The sequence below is a fragment of the Actinoplanes oblitus genome, assembly GCF_030252345.1.
In the GTDB taxonomy this organism is placed as follows: Bacteria; Actinomycetota; Actinomycetes; order Mycobacteriales; family Micromonosporaceae; genus Actinoplanes; species Actinoplanes oblitus.
Map to the genome: position 1 here is coordinate 2,718,177 of NZ_CP126980.1, position 16,847 is coordinate 2,735,023.

Here is a 16,847-nt window from a genome sequence, read left to right on the forward strand (position 1 = left end):
GCCCCGCGTCCGGAGCCGCGGGCAGGGCCAAAAGTCCCGGCTCGCCGGAACGACAGGCGGTCCGGACGCGCAAGGGCGGCGGCCGGGCCAACGATCCCGGCGGTCCCGGACCGTCGGCAGGGCGGGCAGTCCCGGCGGGCCCGGGACCGCGGCAGGGCGGGCAGTCCCGGCGGGCCCGGGCGCCGAGTGCCCGGTTACGCCGGCTCGGAGGTGAGGGGCACGTGCCACGTGAGGAGGGTGCCGGAGCCGTCCGGGGCCGGGCCGATCTCGAACGCGCCGCCCAGGTCGCTGGCGCGCTCGCCCATGTTCACCACGCCGCCGCGGGCCAGGGCCGGGTCGATGCCGACGCCGTCGTCGCGTACCTGAAGGAACAGCTCGCCGCCGGCCACCCGGACCGACACCCGGGCGCTCTGCGCCCGCGCGTGGCGCGCGACGTTCGCCAGGGCCTCGCGCAGGACGGCCAGCAGTTCCGGTACGACGTCGTCCGGCACCGCGCTGTCCACCGGCCCGGACGTCTCCAGCTCCGGCCGGAACCCGAGGGCCGCCTCGGCGGCCGCCACCGCCTCGAGCAGCTCGCCGCGCAGCGACGGCCCGACCGGCGCCCGCAGCTCGAAGATCGACCGGCGGATGTCGCGGATGGTGGCGTCCAGGTCGTCGACCGCGCTGTTGATCCGTTTCGCCACCTCGGGCCGGGCCGCCGGGGCGATCGCGCCCTGCAGCTGCATGCCGGTGGCGAAGAGCCGCTGGATGACCACGTCGTGCAGGTCCCGGGCGATCCGCTCGCGGTCCTCCAGCACCGCCAGCAGCTCCCGCTCCTCCTGGGCGCGGGCCCGTTCCAGGGCCAGCGCGGCCTGCCCGGCGAAGGTGGACAGCAGCACCGCGTCGTCGGTGCCGAGCGCCGCCTGGGTGGCCGACTGGGAGACGATCAGCACGCCGCGCTCCACCCCGGTCAGCGGCGCGGCCAGCGCCGGCCCGGCCGGGACCGGCCCCGGCCACTCGGCGGCGGCCCGCAGGTCGTCCAGCAGCCGGTGGCGTTCCGCGCCGAAGTCCCGGACGACGGCGCTGTCGGCGGGCAGCACCTTGCCGGTCAGGCCGGCCTGCTCCGGCTCGGCCACCTCGATCCGGTAGCGCGCGTGCTCCTCCTCGTGCAGCAGCACCAGGACCAGCTCGGCACCGGCCACCTCGCGGGCCCGCCGGGCGATCAGCCGCAGCGCCTCGGTGCGGTGCACGGTGCCCAGCAGCACGCCGGTGATCTCCGCGGCGGCGGCCAGCCAGCGCTCCCGCCGCTGGGCCAGCTCGTAGAGCCGGGCGTTGTCGATCGCCACGCCGGCCGCGGCGGCCAGGGCCACCACGATCTCCTCGTCGTCCTCGCTGAACTCGGCGGCGCCCTGTTTCTCGGCCAGGTAGAGGTTGCCGAAGACGTGGTCGCGGGTGCGCACCGGCACACCCAGGAAGCTGTGCATCGGCGGGTGGTGCGGCGGGAAGCCGAACGAGTGCGGATGCTTGCGGATGTCCGGCAGCCGTACCGGCTTGGGCTCGGTGATCAGCAGGCCGAGCACGCCGCGGCCGTGCGGCAGGTCGCCGATCGTGGCGTGCGTGGCCGGGTCGATCCCGTGCGTGATGAAGTCGGACAGGCTGCGATGGTCGGGCGCGAGCACGCCGAGCGCGCCGTATTTGGCGCCGACCAGGGCGCACGCCGCCTCGACGATCCGCTGCAGGGTGCTGCGCAGGTCGAGGTCGGAGCCGATGCCGACCACCGCGTCGAGCAGGGCGCGCAGCCGCTCCCGGCTGTTCACCACGTCGCCGACCCGGTCGAGCATCTCCTGGAGCAGCTCGTCGAGACGGACCCGGGACAGCGGGCTCAGGCCCAGCGAGGGGGTAGATGCTTCGGCCACGGCCCCGAGGGTATCCGGTGCCGGTCCCCGCTGGCTCGGGACCTTCGACCCTGTGTGCCCGGGTCGGCAGGGGGAAAGATGGGCCACATGATCCGAGTCTTTCTCCTCGACGACCACGAGGTCGTCCGCCGCGGCCTGATCGATCTGCTCCAGTCCGGCGGCGACATCGAGGTGGTCGGCGAGTCCGGTTCCGCGCGCGAGGCGGCGGCGCGCATCCCGGCGTTGCGGCCGGACGTGGCGGTGCTGGACGCCCGCCTGCCCGACGGCAACGGCATCGACGTCTGCCGGGACGTGCGGGCCGTGGACTCGACGATCAAGGGATTGATCCTGACGTCGTACGAGGACGACGAGGCGCTGTTCGCCGCGATCATGGCGGGCGCCTCGGGATACGTGCTGAAGCAGATCCGCGGCACCGACCTGGTCGACGCGGTCCGCCGGGTGGCCGGTGGCCAGTCGCTGCTCGACCCGGCGGTCACCCAGCGGGTCCTGGAGCGCATCCGCAACGGTGTCGAGCAGCCCCGTGAGCTGGCCGGCCTGACCGACCAGGAGCGGCGGATCCTGGAGTTCGTGGCCGAGGGCCTGACCAACCGGGAGATCGCGGCCCGGATGTTCCTCGCCGAGAAGACGGTGAAGAACTACGTGTCCAGCCTGCTCGCCAAGCTGGGCCTGGAGCGCCGTACCCAGGCGGCGGTGCTCGCCACCAAGCTCCTCGGCCACGGCTGAGGCGTCTCCCGGCGCGGGTGCCCGGCGACCTTAGGACTCGGCGGCGCGCGGCAGGCGGACGGTGGCGACGGTGCCGCCCGCCTCGCCGGCGGTCAGGGTGATCGTGCCGCGGTGCAGCTCGACGATGGCGCGGCTCAGGGCCAGGCCGAGGCCGGCTCCCGGGATGCCGCTGTGCCGGGCGTTGGTGGCGCGGTAGAGGCGGGCGAAGAGCCGGTTGCGTTCGTCGTCCGGGATGCCCATGCCGGTGTCGGTGACGGTGAGCACGGCGGTGTCGTCGTCAGCGGTGAGGGTGACGGTGACGGTGCCGTCGGGTGGGCTGTACTTCACCGCGTTGCCGATCAGATTCTCCGCCACCTGCCGCAGCCGGGCCCGGTCGCCGGGGATCGCCAGGCGGTCCGGCAGCTCGGCGGCCACCCGCGGATGCGGTTCGCCGGCCTCGGCGAGGACCGTGGCGACCGCCGAGCGCAGCAGCTCGGACAGGTCGACGGTGCCGATGGTCAGGCCGGCGTGCCCGGACTCCAGCGCGGACAGGTCGAGCAGCCGTTCGACCAGCGAGCGCAACCGGGCGTTGTTCCGCTCGATCACCGCGAGCAGGTCCCGGACCTCGCCGATGGTGGTGTCGTCGCCGGACTCGGCGATCAGGTCGGTGTAGGTGGCGATCGAGGTGAGCGGGGTCCGCAGCTCGTGGCCGACCAGCGCGATGTACTCGCCGATGCTGGCCGCCAGCTGATGGGCCAGCTCGTCCGAGCGGCGCCGCTCCAGATAGGCGCCGAGCAGCCCGGCGATGCCGGTGAGCAGCACCGCGAGGGCCGGTTCCGGGTCCTGCCGCTCCGGGGTGAAGAAGGTGACCACCCCGACCACCTGCTCCGCGCTGAGCACCGGCACCGCGCCGGCCGCCCGGTAGCCGGTCCCGGCCGCCACCTTGGGCAGCACCGGCGAGTCGGCGGCGTGGATGTCCGGCACCCAGATCAGCTCGCCGCGTTCCCAGCAGAGCCCGGCCAGTCCCTGGCCGCGTTCGATGGCGGACGGCAGCGGGGCACCACCGGCGCCCGGCACGGCGTGCGTGACGATCGGCCGCAGCCGCCCGGAGACCTCGTCGATCAGCCACAACCGCAGGTACGGCCAGTCCAGGCAGTCGGAGACGCTGCGGAGTACGGCCGCCCCGGCGTGCTTGACGTCGGGCGCGTGCACCAGCGCCTGCAGCACCTCGGCCTTGCACTTCTCGTACTGGATCTGGTGGTGGCCGGCGGTCACGTCGTGCACCGCGGCGACCGCGCCGAGCACCGCCCCGTCCGCGTCCCGGACCGGCCGGGCGTTGATCGAGAACCAGCGCAGCCGGTGCTGCCGGTCGCAGGCGCGCAGGTCGGCGTGGTGCACCACGTCACCGCGCAGTGCCCGGTCGAGGGCCAGTTCGCCGGGACGCAGCGGGGTGCCGTCGTGGTGGCGCAGCTGGAACCGGTGCGGCCAGTCCCGGAGCGGCACGGTGGCGCAGTCGTCGCCGAAGAACTCGCGGACCGCCCGGTTCGCGAAGACCATGCGGCCCTGCCGGTCGCAGGCCACCGCCCCGGTGTCCAGGCTGTGCATCAGCTCGGTCAGGAACGGCGCCTCCGGCGGTGCCGGCAGACACCGGCGCAGCGTCTCGTTCAGGCCATGGACGCTGAACGGCTTGGACACCACGGCGGCCGCGCCGGCGTCGGCGAGCAGGTCGTCGCCGGGCGGCAGGTAGCCGGTGATCAGCACGACCGGCACGTCCGTGGTGCGGGGGTCGGCGCGCAGCGCCCGACACATCCGGACCCCGTCCAGGTGCGGCATGTCGACGTCGGCGACGATCAGGTCGAACCGGCCGGCCAGCGCGGTGGCCAGTCCGTCGCGGCCGTCGTCGGCGACGGTGACCCGGTGGCCGAGCCGCCGGACGATCTCGGCGAGCACCGCCTGATGTTCCGGGTTGTCCTCGACGACCAGCACCGCTGCCACCACCGTACTGTAGAGCGACATAAAGCCTGTAAACGTTTATAAGAGGCAATTGGCGCGCGCAGGTTTCGCGAACCGCTCGGCGCGGGTACTCTGCGCCCGCATACCGGCGACTCGGAAAGTCCGGCGGCTCGCCGTCGGGGGAAGCACTGCATGAGCGCGTTGACCGCCTACCTGGACGTTCCACTGCACCACGGCGCTCCCGGCGCGGCCCGCCGGGCGGTGGTCGCCGTCCTAGCGGGGTGGGGATTCGCCGATCAGGACTGGCTCGACGGGGCCGCCGTGGTGGTCAGCGAGCTGGTCACCAACGCGGTCCGGCACGGTGGCGGCTGCCTCGCGCTGCAGGTCGAGGCGCACGACGGTCAGGTGATGATCTCGGTCGCCGACGGTTCCTCGGTGGTGCCCCGGCGCCGCGACCCGGACGACGAGGGCGGCCGGGGACTCGCGCTGATCGAGGCGCTCGCCGCGGCCTGGTCGGTGCACAACCACGAGGGCGGCAAGCAGGTGCGGGTGACGTTGTTGCCCAGCCCGCCGCCCGTACCGTGAAGCGGTCTCAGATCTGGAACCGCTGGACGGCGGACCGCAACTGCTCGGCGAGCGTCTCCACGTCCTGCGCGGTGCGGGCCGCCTGGCTCACCGCGGCTCGGCTGGCCGCCGTGCTGTGCGCGACGCTGGCGATGTTGCCGGCGATGTCGGTGGCGCCGGCCGCCGCCTCGCTGACCCCGCGGTTCATCTCGGCGGTGGTGGCGCTCTGCTGCTCGACCGCCGAGGCGATGGTGGTCTGGTAGTCGCTGATCTGCTCGATGATCCGGCTGATCTCGTCGATGGCGGTCACCGCCTGGCCGGTGTCGTTCTGGATCGCGGCGATCTGCTGGGAGATCTGCTCGGTGGCCCGGGCGGTCTCCTGGGCCAGGTCCTTCACCTCGCTGGCGACCACGGCGAAGCCCTTGCCCGACTCACCGGCCCGGGCCGCCTCGATCGTGGCGTTCAGGGCGAGCAGGTTGGTCTGCGCGGCGATCGTGGTGATTACGTTGATCACGTCACCGATCTGGGCGGACGAGTCACCGAGCCGGTTGATGGTGGCGCTGGTGGCGCGGGCCGCGGCGACCGCGTCCGAGGCGACCTGCGCGGCGTCGCCGGCGTTGCGGGAGATCTCGCTGATCGCCGAGCCCATCTCGTCGGTGCCGGCGGCGACGGTGTGCACGTTGCCGGAGACCCCGGAGGCGCTCGCGGCGGCCAGCCCGGCCTGCTGATCGGCTTCGGCCACGGCACTGTCGATCTCGGCGCTGACCCGGCGCATCGTCTCGGAGGCGTCCCGCAGCCTGGAGCCGTTCTCGGCGATCTCCGCCACGGTGCCGCGGATCCCGGCGACCGCCTCGTCGACGGCCCGGCCCATCACCGCGATCTCGTCCTGGCCGGCGGTGTCCGCGCGGACCGTGAGATCGCCGCGGGCCATCGCCTGCAGCGCCTGCACCAGCCGGCCGATCGGCCGGGTCATGCTGCGGGTGACCAGCACGGTGAGCAGCACCGCCGCCGCGACGGAGAGCAGGAAGACCACGATCATCGTGTTCCGCGCGGTGGCCGCCTGCCGGCGGGCCGTGGTGGTGGCCTCGGCGGCCCGCTCGGTGACCGAGGCGACCAGTTTGTCGGTGCCCTCCACGATCACGAAGTACAGCTCGTAGCCGGGGCCCAGGATGACCTTGTCGCCGCCCTTGAGGTCGCCCTTGGCGTAGAGCGCGGCCGCCTGCAGGTCGGCCTGGAAGTACTTGTCCCAGTTGCTCGACAGGTCGGCGAACATCTTCCGCTCGTCGGCCGACATGGCCCCGGTGTCGGTGGACTTGAGCAGTTCGACCAGCTTCTGCTGGTCGGCCAGGAAACCGGCCCGGTTATCGCTCGCCGGATCGACCGCCTGCGGGCCGCCGAGCCGGTAGGCGTCCCAGACGTAGGCCACCTGCCACCCGGAGATGTCCGCGTCGTAGTACTTCTGCTCGTCCACCTGGTGCAGCAGCCGCTGCAGGGACTGCACCTTCGCGGCGGTGTCGGACTGCCGGTTCAGGCCGACCGCGCCGACCGCGACCGCGACACCGAGCAGGACCAGGACGATCGCGAAGGCCACCGCGAGTCGGCCGGCCAGACGCAGACGACGCAACAATGCCATGCGATCAGCAGACCACGGACAACCTCGCGGTGGTGCCCATTCCGGAACCGTCCGACAACACGGTCAGTGTGCCGTCGTGCGCCTTCATGATCCGCTGGGCGATGCTCAGGCCCAGACCGACCCCGGGCACCGCCTGCTCCCGGGCGAACCGGCCGCGGTAGAACCGCTCGACCACGTGCGGCAGCTCGTCGGCCGGGATGCCGGCACCCTCGTCGACGACGTCCAGGCCGGTCTCGTCGATCCGGATCCGCACCACCGAGCCGGCCGGGCTGAACAGCACCGCGTTGCGCACCAGGTGCTCGGCGGCCTGGCTGAGCCGGGTGAAGTCGCCAGGCACCCCGACCGGCTCCGCGGGACCCTCCAGCAGCAGCGTCACCTCGCGCTGCGCGGCCTGCGACCGGCACGCGGCGATCGCCGCGCCGGCGACCGTGACCAGGTCGGTCTGCGCCCGCAGCAGCGGCAGCGGGGTGCCCGGCGGGCGGGTGCCGGCGAGCAGGTGGTCGACCATCCGGACCAGGCGCTCGCCGTTGCGCTGGATCGGTTCGATCATTTTCCGGTACGGCTCCAGCTCCTCGTTGTCCACCAGCAGCTCCAGGTACCCCTGGATGGTGGTGACCGGGGTGCGCAGCTCGTGCGACACGGTGGCGACGAAGTCCTCCTCCCGGCTGATCGCCCGGGACAGCTCGTCGCCGATCTCGGCCAGCAGCAGCCGGTTCCGGATCGCGGAGAGGTGCCCGGCGGCCTGCCCGGCCATCGTGCGCAGTAGGTCGACCTGCTTGTCCCCGGTCTCCCGGGGCCGGTCGTCGAGCACGCACATGGTGCCGAGCACGTGCCCGTCCTCGTCGATCAGCGGGACACCGGCGTAGTACCTGATGTGCGGCGCGCCGACCACGTTCGCCCAGGCCGAGTAGACCGGGTGGGTCAGCGCGTCACGCACGACGAGCGGCATCCGGCTGTCCACCACGTGCCCGCAGAACGAGCTGCTCAGCGGTCCGCCGCTGCCCGGCATGCCGGTGCTGCCGGCGAACCACTGCCGGTCACCGGCGACCAGCGTCACGGTGGACATCGGGGTCTCGAAGACCGAGCTGGCCAGCCGGGTCAGCTCGTCGAGGACGACCGGGCGCGGCGCGTCGAGCAGCTGATAGCTGTGCACCGCGGCCACCCGGGCCGCGTCGCCGACTGTGCTCATCTGGCTCCGTCTCACGAGGGTGAGATTCGGCGACCGCCCCGGCCGACTTGAGAAGTTCGGCCGAACGCTCATTCGCCGGGACGCGGGGTCGATAGGTGACGCCGGCACATCACGGAGGAGGAGCCCATGCGGACCGAGCTGTACAAGTCGGCCGGAGCCGACGACAAGAAGCCCCTGGTACTGGTCGTCGACGACGAGGAGACGGTGCTCGAGACGCTCGCCCTGCAACTCGGCCGGGAGAACCGGGTGCTCACCGCCACGGACGGCGAGCAGGCGCTCCAGGTGCTGGCCGAGCACGGACCGGCCGCCGCCGTGGTCAGCGACATGCGGATGCCCGGCATGAACGGCATCGAGCTGCTGCGCCGGGTGCAGATGGAGTACCCGGACACCACCCGGGTGCTGCACACCGGGTACGGCGATATGGCCACCGCGGTGGCCGCCATCAACTCCGGCGGCGTGTACCGCTACCTGCCGAAGCCGGCCGAGACCGACGCCCTGCGCGCGGCCATCCGCGAGTCGGTGGCCAAGCACAACCAGGCGATGGCCGAGCGGGACCTGCTCGACCGGACGCTGCGCACCGGCGTGCAGGCGCTGTTCGGGGTGCTGGAGCTGTCCAACCCGCCCGCCTACCAGCGGGCCGGCCGGATCAGCACGCTGGTCGGCGAACTCTGCGGGGTGCTCCAGCTGGCCGGCCTGTGGGAGATCGAGGTCGCCGCGATGGCCTCCCAGCTGGGCGCGATCACGGTGCCCGCCTCGACGCTCGCGAAGGTGGAGCGGGGCCTGCCGCTGAGCGCCGACGAGCAGGCGTCGGTCGACGCCATGCCGCGGATCGCGCTGCGGCTGCTCGGTGACATCCCGATGATGCAGGACGTGCTCGCCATCGTGAGCGGGTTGTCCGGCGGCCCGGCCGGGCCGGAGGGCCGGTCCGCGCTGGTCGAGGACGGGATCGCGGTGCTGCGGACGGCCATCGCGTTCGAGGCGCTGCGGTTCCGCGGCTGCACCGACGTCAACGCGATCACCGCGATCGAGGAGCGGGACGACCACCACCCGCACGTGGTGGCGGCGCTGCGCCGGCTCAAGGGGGTGCGCGCGGTCGAGGACACCGTGCGCAGCGTCCGGGTGCGCGAGCTGGAGGTCGGCATGCGGCTGATCGAGGACGTGGTGGCGACCAACGGGCTGGTCCTGATCGGCAAGGACACCGTGCTGACCGAGCTGATGCTGGACCGGCTGACCAACTTCGCGCGGGCGGTGGAGCTGGTCGAGGAGGTGCTGGCGGCGGTCCCGTACCGGGCCGGCGTCAAGCCGACCGCCTACGCCGGCCACCGCTGATCGCTCGCGGCCGCGTCGCCGGCGACCGGCGCGGTCACTGACGGCTCGCGGCCGCCTCGTATTCCTCGGCCAGCGCTGTCACCGCCCGCAGCGCTCCGGCGGCCTCGGCTCGGATCCGACCGGCCATGCTCACCGGGTCGGTGAGCTTCCCGGCGCGCGCCTGATCCTCCACCGTCGCGCAGAGCGTGGCCAGGGCGGCCGCGCCGATGTTGCCGGCCGAGCCCTTCAGCGCGTGCGCCTGGTCGCGCAGCACCCCGAGGTCGGCCGCGTTCTCCAGGGAGGCGGTGACCTGGTCGACGGCGTCCGGGGTCCGGGCCGCGAAGTTCCGCAGCAGCCGCAGCACTAGGGCCCGCTCGGCCGGCGTCGGATCCGGGTCGGTGATCGTCTCGATCCGGTCCCGGACCGCCGCCAGCCGCTCCTCGAACATTTGCTCATCCTGCGCTGATCAATCGGTCTTCGGCCGGGAAACGCGGGAAAGCGCAAGATCAAATTCACGGTCTTCATATTCGCACGTCCGCTGGGGTACGGATCGCATGCTCCCGCGCGGGCCGAGGGCGGCGATCTGGCCGCTGCGCGTCCAAAACGATCGCCGCCCTCTTCATTGCCCGTGGCTGGTCACCAAGACCAAGACCCTGGTCAGGCGCCCCAGCTAGCTTGTGTTCCGCCGACGCGCTCGGCGGCGACCTTCGACGCGTATCCCGAGGCTTTGAACGCCGCCACCGGGTCGCGCGGCAGCCCCCGCGCCTCCCGGCGGTCGGCCAGCGCGCCCCGGACATCCGTCTCGTAGGCGTCCATCAGGATCGCGTTGGCGGCCAGGACGTCGCCGTCGCGCTGCGCGGCGGCGAGCGCTTCCTGGTCGATGAGCAGCGCCTTGGCCAGGGCCTGCTCGACGTTGAGGACCGAGCGGATCTGGCCCGGGATCTTCTCCTCGATGTTGTGACACTGGTCGAGCATGAAGTTCACCCCGGAGGACGGCCGGTGCGCGCCGGCCGCCACGATCTCCGACATGATCCGGAAGAGCTGGAACGGGTCGGCGGACCCGACGATCAGGTCGTCGTCGGCGTAGAAGCGCGAGTTGAAGTCGAACGCGCCCAGCCGGCCCTGGCGCAGCAGCTGCATCACGATGAACTCGATGTTGGTGCCCGGCGCGTGGTGCCCGGTGTCCAGCACCACCGTCGCCTTCTCGCCCAGGGCCAGGCAGTGCAGCAGCGAGGTGCCCCAGTCCGGGATGTCCATGCTGTAGAAGTACGGCTCGAAGAACTTGTACTCCAGCAGGATCCGCTGGTCGTCGCCGAGCGCGTCGTAGATCCGCCGCAGCGACTCGGCGAGCCGGTCCTGCCGGCCGCGCAGCGAGTCCTGCCCGGGGTAGTTCAGCCCGTCCGGCAGCCAGATCTTCAGGTCGGTCGAGCCGGTCTCCCGCATGATCTCGATGCACCGCAGGTGGTGCCGGACCGCGTGCTCGCGGATCGCCGGGTCGGGGTGGCAGAGCGAGCCGAGCTTGTAGTCGTCCTCCTGGAACAGGTTCGAGTTGATCGCGCCGAGCCGGACGCCCCGCTTCGCCGCGTGGTCGCGCAGGCCGGACCAGTCGTCGACGGTGTCCCACGGGATGTGCAGCGAGACCCGGGGGGCGAGGCCGGTGAGGCGGTGCACCTGGGCCGCGTCGGAGATCTTCTCGTACGGGTCGCGCGGCACCCCGGGCTGGCCGAACACCTTGAACCGGGTGCCCGAGTTCCCGTACGCCCAACTGGGCACCTCGACGGTGAAGCCGTCCAATCCGTCCAGGTTCATGATGTTCCTCCGTAACGGCGGTTGGTGAGTCCGTTGAGCAGGGCCGCGAAGATCAGTACGGCGCCGAGCGCGAGCAACTGGTACTGCGCGCCCTCGTTGCCGACGAACGCGAGCAGGATCCCGGCGTTCAGCCAGACGATCAGCAGCGTGGCGAGCACGACGCCGGCCACCCGGCCGATGCCGCCGGTGATCGCCACGCCGCCCAGGACCGCGATGGTGATCGCCGGCAGCGCCATCCCGTTGCCGGAGACCCCGGCGTCCGGGCGGGCCGAGGCGAACTGGCCGACGGTGACGACGGCGACCAGCCCGGAGAGCAGGCCGGCGTAGACGTACGCCGTGAACCGGGTGTCCCGCACCGGCAGACCGGACCAGCGGGCCGCCACGTCGTTGGTGCCGATCGCGTAGAGCCGCCGGCCGTACGCGGTCCGGGCCAGCAGCACCCAGACCGCCACCACGGTGGGCACCAGGAACGTGAAGATGCCCAGCGGCACGTCCGGGACGTACTGGCCGAACAGCGGCAACTCCACCGACTCGCTGATCGAGAAGAGCTGCTGGATCGGCTTGGTGCTGATCGGCTGCTGGTCGTTGATCACGATGGCCAGGGACTTGTACGCGTAGTAGGTGGCCAGCGTGGCGATCAACGCGGGGAACCCGATGTACGACACCAGGAAGCCGTTGAGCGCGCCGCACAGCGCCCCGAACAGGGCGGTGAGGATGATCGCCGCCCAGAGGGGCCAGCCCCACTCGCCGTACGCGAAGCCGAAGGTCATGCCGGCCAGCGAGACGATCGCGCCCACCGAGAGGTCGATGCCGCCGCGCCCGGACAGGATCACCAGCAGTTCGGCGAGGCCGAGCATGGCCAGCGGGACGGCGTTGATCAGCGCCGCCGACATGTAGTCGAAGTCGTAGGGCGCGGTCAGGTAGCCGCCGGCGTCCTGGATGAAGAAGGTGCTCACGACGGCGACGATCAGCAGCCCGAGCAGCGCGATCCGCTGGGTGAGCAGGACGCGCAGGAGTCGCGCGCCGAAACTCTCGGTCATCGGTTCCTCCGGGCGCGAGCGCGGGCGCGCAGCAGGTCGGCGCCGACCGCCACGATGATGAAGACGCCGACGAACAGGTCGGACAGCTGCGAGCGCCAGCCCAGCTGGGTGACGCCGGAGGCGACCGACTGCACGAGCAGCGCGCCGAGGAACGTGCCGAGCACCGACCCGCGGCCGCCCATGATGGACGTGCCGCCGATCACCACGGCCGCGATCACCGCCAGTTCCTTGCCGGAACCGACCGACTGGTCCAGCGTCGAGGTGCCCTGCGCGATGACGAAGCACGAGGCCAGGCCGACGAGCAGCCCGGTGGTCAGGTACGCCAGCAGCACCCGCCGCCGCACCCGTACCCCGGCCAGCCGCGCCGCCTGCGCGTCCCCGCCGATCGCGAAGAAGTGCCGGCCACCGGCGGTGTGCCGCAGGTACCACCACGCGGCCACGGTGAGCAGCGCGGTGATCAGGAAGGCGTGCGGGACGCCGAGCGTACGGCCGGCCGTGCCGCGCCCGAAGAAGGCGAGGGTGCCGGGGATCCCGTTCACCGTCCCGGACCCGAAGATCCGCAGGCCGAGGAAGAGGAACAGGTTCGCGGTGCCGAACGTGATGATGATGGCGTGCACCCGGCCGTACGCGATCAGCACGCCGTTGACCAGCCCGAGCACCCCGCCCGCCGCGACCGCGAGCAGCACCGCGACGCCGAGCCCGGCCTCCGCCTCGACCAGTGCCTTCGCGGTCAGCACCGAGCAGACCATGATCGCCCCGCCGACCGACACGTCGATGCCGCCCGTGACGATCACGATGGTCATGCCGATCCCGACCAGGGCGACCGGCGCGGTGGCCACCAGCAGCGGCTGGATCGAGCCGGCGGTCAGGAAGGCCGGCGTGCTGACCGCCAGCGCCGTCCAGAGCACCGCGATCACCCCGAGCAGCACCACCTCCTGGCCGGTCACCGGCGCCGGCAGGACCCGGGGCTTGCCGTTCACTCGGCACCGCCGGCGGCCGCGGCCAGCAGATCCACCTGGCTGGCGTCCGGGCCGAACGACGCCGTCGTGGTCCCGCCCCGGACCACCTGGATCCGGTCCGCGATCCGCAGCGCCTCCGGCAGATCGGAGGTGACCACCAGGACCGCAGTGCCGCTCTCGGCCAGTTCGGTGATGATCCGGTGGATCTCCTCCTTGGCGCCGACGTCAACGCCCTGGGTCGGCTCGGCCAGGATCAGCACCCGCGGCCGTTCCACCAGTTGCCGGGCGAGCACCACCTTCTGCGCGTTGCCGCCGGACATGGCGCTGATCGGCTGGCGCTCGCTGGGCGTCTTCACCGCGAGCCGGCGGATCAGGTCGACGGCGACGGCCTTCTCCCGGGCCCGGTCCAGCCAGACGCCGAAGCGGGAGAGCAGCCGCAGGTGGCCGGCCGAGATGTTGAAGGCGATCGACTGGAAGCCGAACATGCCCTCCGCCTTGCGGTTGGCCGGCAGCAGCGCGACGCCCAGGTTCTGTGCCTCGCGGGGTGAGCGCGGACGGACCGTCGTACCCCCGATCCGCAGCTCGCCGGAGGTGGCGCTGTCGATGCCGTAGACGCAGGCGGCGATCTCCGAGACGCCGGAGCCGACCAGACCGTAGAGGGCGACGATCTCGCCCTCGCGGACCGTGACGTCGACGTCGTGGAACCGGCCGGCCCGGCCGAAGCCGCGCAGTTCCAGGACGGGCGGTCCGGTCGGGATGGCGCGGTGGGGACGTTCGTCGGAGAGGATGCCGCCGACCATCAACTCCGCGATGCGGCGCACGGAGAGGGAAGCGATCGGGTAGGTGCCGATGGTCCGGCCGTCGCGCATCACCGTCACCTCGTCGGCGATCCGGAACAGCTCGTCCAGCCGGTGCGAGATGTAGATGACCGCCACGCCGTCCGCCGTCAGCCGCCGGACCAGGTCGAAGAGCACGTCGATCTCCGCGTCGGTGAGGATCGCCGAGGGCTCGTCGAGGATCAGCACGCTCGCCTTCGCGGCGAGCGCCTTGGCGATCGACACCTGCTGCTGCTCGGCCACCGAGAGCGTGTTGACGGTGGCGGTGGCGTAGCGGGCCGGGAGGCCGAGCCGCTCCAGCAGCTCGACCACCCGCCTGTTCTGCTCCGCCCAGTCGACCCGCCCGGCCTTCTTGACCTCACGGCCCAGGAAGATGTTCTCCGCGACGGTGAGCTCGGCGAAGAGCTGCGGCTCCTGGTAGACGGTGGCGATCCCGAGCGCTATCGCGTCGGTGGTGTGCGCGATCCGGACCGGCTCGCCGTCGAACTCGACGGTGCCCGCGTCGGCGGTCTCCGCCCCGGACACGATCTTGATCAGCGTGGACTTGCCGGCGCCGTTCTCACCGACGAGCGCGTGCACGCGGCCCGCCCGTACGGTGAAATCGGCGTGCTGGATCGCGCGGACCGCGCCGAACCGCTTCGCCGTCCCGGCCAGGCGCAGCCTGGGTTTCTCGTCGATCATCAGTAGTTGAACTGGTCGACGTTCTCGGAGGTGATCGCGAGGGCCGGCCCGAGCAGCAGCATCTTGCTCGCCGCGTCGTAGGTGACCGCCGGCAGCTTGTCGCTGACGTCGTTGGTGGCCTGGAACTGCTTGCCCTCGGCGATCCGCGTGCCGGCCCAGGCGGTCAGGTAGCCCAGGTTCTGCACGTCCCAGAGGATCGCGGCGGACGACGACTTGTCGGTCAGGTAGGGCTTCATCGACTGCGGGGTGCCGAGGCCGACGGTGAAGACCTTGCCGATCTTGCCGGCGTCCTTGACCGCCTGCGCGACGCCCGGCGCTGACGACGTGCACTCGCCGACCAGGCCGGTCAGGTCCGGGTGCGCGTTCATCAGGTCGGTGGCCATCTGGGTCGCCTTGGCCTGGTCCTCACCGGCGTAGACGACGTCGACGATGGTGGTGTCCGGGTACTTCGTCTTGGTGTACGCCTGCTGCACCTTGATCCATGAGTTGAGGTTCTCGGCGGTCTGGCCGCAGGAGACGATCGCGTACTTGCCCTTGCCGCCCATGGCCTTGAGCAGGGCGTCCGTCAGACCCTGGCCGATGCCCTCGGCGGTGGCCTGGTTGACGAAGACCTCCCGCACGCTGGTCGGCGCGTCGGTGTCGGCGGTCGCCACGTGGATGCCGGCGTCCTTGGCCTGCTGCAGCAGCGGGGCCATCGAGTCCGGGTCGTTCGGGGCGACGATCAGGGTGTCGACCTTCTGCTGGATGTAGGAGCGGACGATGTCGGCCTGCGCGGCGGCGTCGGCCTGGGTCGGCCCCTGGTAGAGCCACTCGACGTTGCCGAGGGCGGTGGCGGCGGCCTTGCCGCCGGCGTTCATCGCCTCGAAGTAGGGGACACCCTGCAGTTTCGGGACGAAGGCGACCTTGTACGTCTTCTTGCCGTCGGCGCTGCCGGTGGCGGTGTCGTTGTCGTTCTTCTTGGTGCAGCCGGCGAGGGCGACGGCGGCGGTGGTGGTGATCGCGATGGCAAGGGAGAGTCGGGAACGCATGGATGCCTCCAGCGACTTGAAACGTTCTAGTCGGAATGTGGCCCAGGTTACGGTGGGGTTATGAGGCGGTCAAGGGCCTAGTTCAGACGCGGTCGATATGCCGATGAGACGTTTCAAGCCGGTCCGGTCGCGGTCCGCTGTCGCTCCCGATCCGTTTTCGGTACGCGACCAGCCCCCGCCCCGGGTATCCGCCTGAGGGCCGCCCGTCTTCTCGCGGCGTCCCGCGGCCCGGCGCCGCCTCCCGTGCCGGACTCGCTTCCTCCGGCCCGCTTTCGCCGGCCTCCGCCTTCGCTTCCTCGCCGTCCCGAGCGTCGGCCGGTCCGCGGGCCGGTCAGGCCGGGTGACGGGGTGATTAGGTGGGGTTGGGACGGGTACGTGAAGTCTTCGGAAGCTGCACAGGACGGAGGGGACGATGGCGCACACGGACACGCCGAGCGAACAGGCGTCTACCGCGGAACTGGTCAGCCGGCTCAGTGAGCAGGTCTCGACACTGGTCCGGGACGAGTTGACGCTCGCCCGCATGGAGATGGTGGAGAAAGGCAAACGCGCCGGGAAGGGCGCCGGCATGCTGGGCGCCGCCGGCGTCATCGCGATGTACGGACTCGGTGCCCTTTTCGTCACCGCCGGGTCCGCGTTGGCGCTGGTCATGCCGGTATGGCTGGCCGCCCTGATCGTGACTGCCGCGCTGTTCCTCACCGCCGGCGTGACAGCGCTGGCGGGCCGGCAGGAGGTCCACCGGGCGGTGCCGCCGACCCCGGAGGCCGCCATGGAGAGCGGCCGTGAGGACGTCGACGCCTTCATGAACGCGGCCCGCAGCGGGAGGAACCTGTGACCGACGACGCCACCAGCGGCGGCAACGCCGGCTCCGGTCGCACCTCGGAAGGCACCACCCGGACCAGCGCTCCGAGCCCCGGCCCGGCCAAGGCCTCATCGGCCGGCGGCCCGGGCGCGTCGCCGGGCAGCGGCGGGCCGGCCGGCGCTTCCCCGGGCAGCGGTGGCCCGGCCGGGAAGGCCCCGGTCACCACCGGCCGCGGCACTACCTCGCCGGGTGCCGCCCGGACCGGCAAAACCTCCGCCGGCACCGCCCCGAAGAACAACCCCAGCCCGAGGCCGACCCCGTCCCAGGCGCCGAAGCCGGAGCCGTCCCAGGCCGCCACCCCTGCCGGGTCGCCGCAGGCAGCGACCCCGAAGCCGGGCCCGCCGCGGGCGACCGCTCCGAAGCCGGGCCCGCCGGAGGCGACCATTCCCAA

At 72.2% G+C, this 16,847-nt stretch carries 15 protein-coding genes; 4 read left to right on the forward strand and 11 right to left on the reverse strand.

The window, feature by feature from the left end; translation table 11 throughout:
• Positions 1-194: 194 nt before the first annotated feature.
• The gene (locus Actob_RS12235; RefSeq protein ID WP_407653619.1) at positions 195-1,895 is read right to left on the reverse strand and encodes a GAF domain-containing sensor histidine kinase; all 1,701 of its coding nucleotides are present in this window, start codon (positions 1,893-1,895) and stop codon (positions 195-197) included.
• An 87-nt stretch (positions 1,896-1,982) separates the two neighbouring features.
• On the opposite strand from Actob_RS12235, the gene Actob_RS12240 reads away from it, so the two are divergent.
• Positions 1,983-2,618, forward strand: a complete 636-nt coding sequence (locus Actob_RS12240) for a response regulator (RefSeq protein WP_284920241.1) — start codon at positions 1,983-1,985, stop codon at positions 2,616-2,618.
• A gap of 30 nt (positions 2,619-2,648) precedes the next feature.
• On the opposite strand, the gene Actob_RS12245 is transcribed toward Actob_RS12240, so the two are convergent.
• Positions 2,649-4,592, reverse strand: a complete 1,944-nt coding sequence (locus Actob_RS12245) for a hybrid sensor histidine kinase/response regulator (RefSeq protein WP_284920242.1) — start codon at positions 4,590-4,592, stop codon at positions 2,649-2,651.
• A gap of 150 nt (positions 4,593-4,742) precedes the next feature.
• Between Actob_RS12245 and Actob_RS12250 the strand changes: the two genes are divergently transcribed.
• Complete coding sequence (locus tag Actob_RS12250; protein WP_284920243.1) at positions 4,743-5,135, forward strand: ATP-binding protein; 393 nt, start codon at positions 4,743-4,745, stop codon at positions 5,133-5,135.
• Positions 5,136-5,142: 7 nt separating this feature from the next.
• On the opposite strand, the gene Actob_RS12255 is transcribed toward Actob_RS12250, so the two are convergent.
• Positions 5,143-6,747 (reverse strand): methyl-accepting chemotaxis protein, encoded by a 1,605-nt coding sequence (locus Actob_RS12255; protein ID WP_284920244.1) that lies wholly within the window; start codon positions 6,745-6,747, stop codon positions 5,143-5,145.
• 4 nt (positions 6,748-6,751) lie between these two features.
• Entirely contained in the window at positions 6,752-7,936 is a 1,185-nt protein-coding gene (locus Actob_RS12260) for a GAF domain-containing sensor histidine kinase (protein ID WP_284920249.1), read from the reverse strand.
• A 126-nt stretch (positions 7,937-8,062) separates the two neighbouring features.
• On the opposite strand from Actob_RS12260, the gene Actob_RS12265 reads away from it, so the two are divergent.
• Positions 8,063-9,265: a response regulator gene (locus Actob_RS12265; RefSeq protein ID WP_284920250.1), complete on the forward strand. Its 1,203-nt coding sequence runs from the start codon at positions 8,063-8,065 to the stop codon at positions 9,263-9,265.
• 34 nt (positions 9,266-9,299) lie between these two features.
• On the opposite strand, the gene Actob_RS12270 is transcribed toward Actob_RS12265, so the two are convergent.
• From Actob_RS12270 to Actob_RS12295, 6 genes are all read right to left on the reverse strand, one after another.
• Entirely contained in the window at positions 9,300-9,692 is a 393-nt protein-coding gene (locus Actob_RS12270) for an Hpt domain-containing protein (RefSeq protein ID WP_284920251.1), read from the reverse strand.
• A 209-nt stretch (positions 9,693-9,901) separates the two neighbouring features.
• Positions 9,902-11,053, reverse strand: coding sequence for an L-rhamnose isomerase (gene rhaI, locus Actob_RS12275; RefSeq protein ID WP_284920252.1), 1,152 nt, complete (start codon positions 11,051-11,053; stop codon positions 9,902-9,904).
• Positions 11,050-12,093 carry an ABC transporter permease gene (locus Actob_RS12280; RefSeq protein ID WP_284920253.1) on the reverse strand — a complete coding sequence of 348 codons (1,044 nt, stop codon included), beginning with the start codon at positions 12,091-12,093 and terminating at the stop codon, positions 11,050-11,052. Before Actob_RS12280 ends, rhaI begins: the two co-directional genes overlap by 4 nt.
• The gene (locus tag Actob_RS12285) at positions 12,090-13,073 is read right to left on the reverse strand and encodes an ABC transporter permease (RefSeq protein ID WP_284920254.1); all 984 of its coding nucleotides are present in this window, start codon (positions 13,071-13,073) and stop codon (positions 12,090-12,092) included. The genes Actob_RS12280 and Actob_RS12285 overlap by 4 nt, the downstream gene beginning before the upstream one ends.
• Positions 13,070-14,569, reverse strand: a complete 1,500-nt coding sequence (locus Actob_RS12290; RefSeq protein WP_284920255.1) for a sugar ABC transporter ATP-binding protein — start codon at positions 14,567-14,569, stop codon at positions 13,070-13,072. Before Actob_RS12290 ends, Actob_RS12285 begins: the two co-directional genes overlap by 4 nt.
• Complete coding sequence (locus tag Actob_RS12295; RefSeq protein WP_284920257.1) at positions 14,569-15,597, reverse strand: autoinducer 2 ABC transporter substrate-binding protein; 1,029 nt, start codon at positions 15,595-15,597, stop codon at positions 14,569-14,571. The genes Actob_RS12290 and Actob_RS12295 overlap by 1 nt, the downstream gene beginning before the upstream one ends.
• A 412-nt stretch (positions 15,598-16,009) precedes the next feature.
• Here Actob_RS12295 and Actob_RS12300 point away from each other — a divergent pair, with 412 nt between their 5' ends.
• On the forward strand, positions 16,010-16,429 hold the full coding sequence (locus Actob_RS12300; RefSeq protein WP_284920259.1) for a phage holin family protein: 420 nt from the start codon (positions 16,010-16,012) through the stop codon (positions 16,427-16,429).
• Here Actob_RS12300 and Actob_RS12305 read toward each other — a convergent pair.
• Positions 16,395-16,841 carry a hypothetical protein gene (locus tag Actob_RS12305; RefSeq protein ID WP_284920260.1) on the reverse strand — a complete coding sequence of 149 codons (447 nt, stop codon included), beginning with the start codon at positions 16,839-16,841 and terminating at the stop codon, positions 16,395-16,397. The genes Actob_RS12300 and Actob_RS12305 overlap by 35 nt on opposite strands.
• Positions 16,842-16,847 lie beyond the last annotated feature (6 nt).

Excerpts from the sequence above, each read along its gene's own strand:
- Actob_RS12240 (WP_284920241.1), top strand. The coding sequence starts at position 1,983 with ATGATCCGAGTCTTTCTCCTCGACGACCACGAGGTCGTCCGCCGCGGC.
- Actob_RS12270 (WP_284920251.1), bottom strand. The coding sequence starts at position 9,692 with ATGTTCGAGGAGCGGCTGGCGGCGGTCCGGGACCGGATCGAGACGATC.
- Actob_RS12255 (WP_284920244.1), bottom strand. The coding sequence starts at position 6,747 with ATGGCATTGTTGCGTCGTCTGCGTCTGGCCGGCCGACTCGCGGTGGCC.
- Actob_RS12250 (WP_284920243.1), top strand. The coding sequence starts at position 4,743 with ATGAGCGCGTTGACCGCCTACCTGGACGTTCCACTGCACCACGGCGCT.
- Actob_RS12305 (WP_284920260.1), bottom strand. The coding sequence starts at position 16,841 with ATGGTCGCCTCCGGCGGGCCCGGCTTCGGAGCGGTCGCCCGCGGCGGG.
- Actob_RS12260 (WP_284920249.1), bottom strand. The coding sequence starts at position 7,936 with ATGAGCACAGTCGGCGACGCGGCCCGGGTGGCCGCGGTGCACAGCTAT.
- Actob_RS12265 (WP_284920250.1), top strand. The coding sequence starts at position 8,063 with ATGCGGACCGAGCTGTACAAGTCGGCCGGAGCCGACGACAAGAAGCCC.
- Actob_RS12280 (WP_284920253.1), bottom strand. The coding sequence starts at position 12,093 with ATGACCGAGAGTTTCGGCGCGCGACTCCTGCGCGTCCTGCTCACCCAG.
- Actob_RS12290 (WP_284920255.1), bottom strand. The coding sequence starts at position 14,569 with ATGATCGACGAGAAACCCAGGCTGCGCCTGGCCGGGACGGCGAAGCGG.
- rhaI (WP_284920252.1), bottom strand. The coding sequence starts at position 11,053 with ATGAACCTGGACGGATTGGACGGCTTCACCGTCGAGGTGCCCAGTTGG.
- Actob_RS12295 (WP_284920257.1), bottom strand. The coding sequence starts at position 15,597 with ATGCGTTCCCGACTCTCCCTTGCCATCGCGATCACCACCACCGCCGCC.
- Actob_RS12300 (WP_284920259.1), top strand. The coding sequence starts at position 16,010 with ATGGCGCACACGGACACGCCGAGCGAACAGGCGTCTACCGCGGAACTG.